1 protein-coding gene is annotated in these 1,387 nt (G+C 56.4%); it reads right to left on the bottom strand.

Annotated features, from left to right (window positions below):
- Positions 1-273: 273 nt before the first annotated feature.
- Positions 274-1,299 (bottom strand): IS110 family RNA-guided transposase, encoded by a 1,026-nt coding sequence (locus AC2FI7_RS22785; RefSeq protein WP_496833726.1) that lies wholly within the window; start codon positions 1,297-1,299, stop codon positions 274-276.
- Positions 1,300-1,387: the final 88 nt, after the last annotated feature.

Genomic DNA, 1,387 nt, shown 5'->3' with positions numbered 1-1,387 from the left:
CCGAGCGTGCATGTGTGGACGCCTCCGGGAACGCAAGCAGAATCTTGTGGTGATTTTGGGGAAATGCGGTCGAGTTCCTACGTGTGTCCGGCCTCATGTTGCGACATTGGTGTCGCGGGCCCTTATGGATAGTTCGAAGATCAGGTCCAAATCATATTTGCGGGGTTTCTACTCCACACACGCTCCCTGGTTTTCCCAATCCCGTCATTCTCGACTGTTCGCCCATAATCCTCCGCTAAGATCTACCGCATTCCGGCTGACAGCTGGCTTTCCTCAGGCCGCCAGCTGAACTCGATACACATCTTCGTTCTTCATCACCGCCCAAGCCATCCGGGCCATCTTGTTTGCCAAGGCAATGGCCACCAGCAGTTTCGGTTTACGTTTCAACATCCGGTCGAGCCACGAGCCATCCGGGGCGCCGCCTTTGCGTTCGGCTGCCTGGATCACCGACGTGGCCCCAAGGATCAGCAATCGTCGTATATCTCTCTGCCCCATCTTTGATGTTCGGCCCAGCCGGGTCTTGCCACCGGTAGAGTGCTGTTTCGGAGTCAGCCCGGTCCAGGCGGCGAAGTCGCGCCCTTTGCGGAAGCTCTCACGTGGTGGTGCTAGGGTGGAAATCGTCATCGCGCAGATCGGCCCGATCCCGGGGATGGTCATCAGCCGCCGTGCCGTGTCGTCATGCTGCGCCGTCGCCTCAATCCGCGCTGTCAGGTCATCAACTTGCCAATCCAGAATACTCAAATGATCGAACATCCGGATGCACATGTTGCGCGTTGCAAGAGGGAGGTCGCTGGCCTCGCTATCAGCGATCATGACCTCAAGTTTTCTAATATGGGATGCGCCTTGAGGTGCCACGATCCCATATTCGGCCAGATGTCCGCGCAGTGTATTGACGACCTGCGTGCGCTGGTCGATAAACAGCTCCCGCGTCTTCAACAGCATGGATTGAGATTGCTGTTCAGCTGACTTCACCGCGACAAATCTCATCTCTGCACGCGCTGCGGCTTCGGCGATTGCCTCGGCATCCGTTGCATCGTTCTTCTGCCGTTTTCTGAATGGCTTGACGTATTGTGGTGGGATCAGCCGGACATCATGCCCAAGCCTTTCAATCTCTCGACCCCAATAGTGAGAACTGGCGCAGGCTTCCATCGCAACAAGACAGCGCGATAACCCAGCCAGAAAATCTAGAACACCCGCGCGCCGGATCTTGCGGCGGAAAACAGTAGACCCATCCACCGCCGCGCCGTGAAACTGAAACACATTCTTCGCAATATCAATCCCGATTATGCTAACTTCCATCGTGGTCGTCTCCTCTGTAGCTACGTTCAACACCGCTACCTTGGCACAAAGCGATGCCGTGAGGAGGCGTCCACTCCATCATATTTGG

Source organism: Ruegeria sp. YTSA064 (assembly GCF_059610325.1).
Note: the sequence above shows the minus strand (reverse complement) of the source record. Positions and strands in the feature narration are given on the sequence as shown.

Coding starts and splice junctions, on each gene's coding strand:
- AC2FI7_RS22785 (WP_496833726.1), bottom strand. CDS start 1,299: ATGGAAGTTAGCATAATCGGGATTGATATTGCGAAGAATGTGTTTCAG.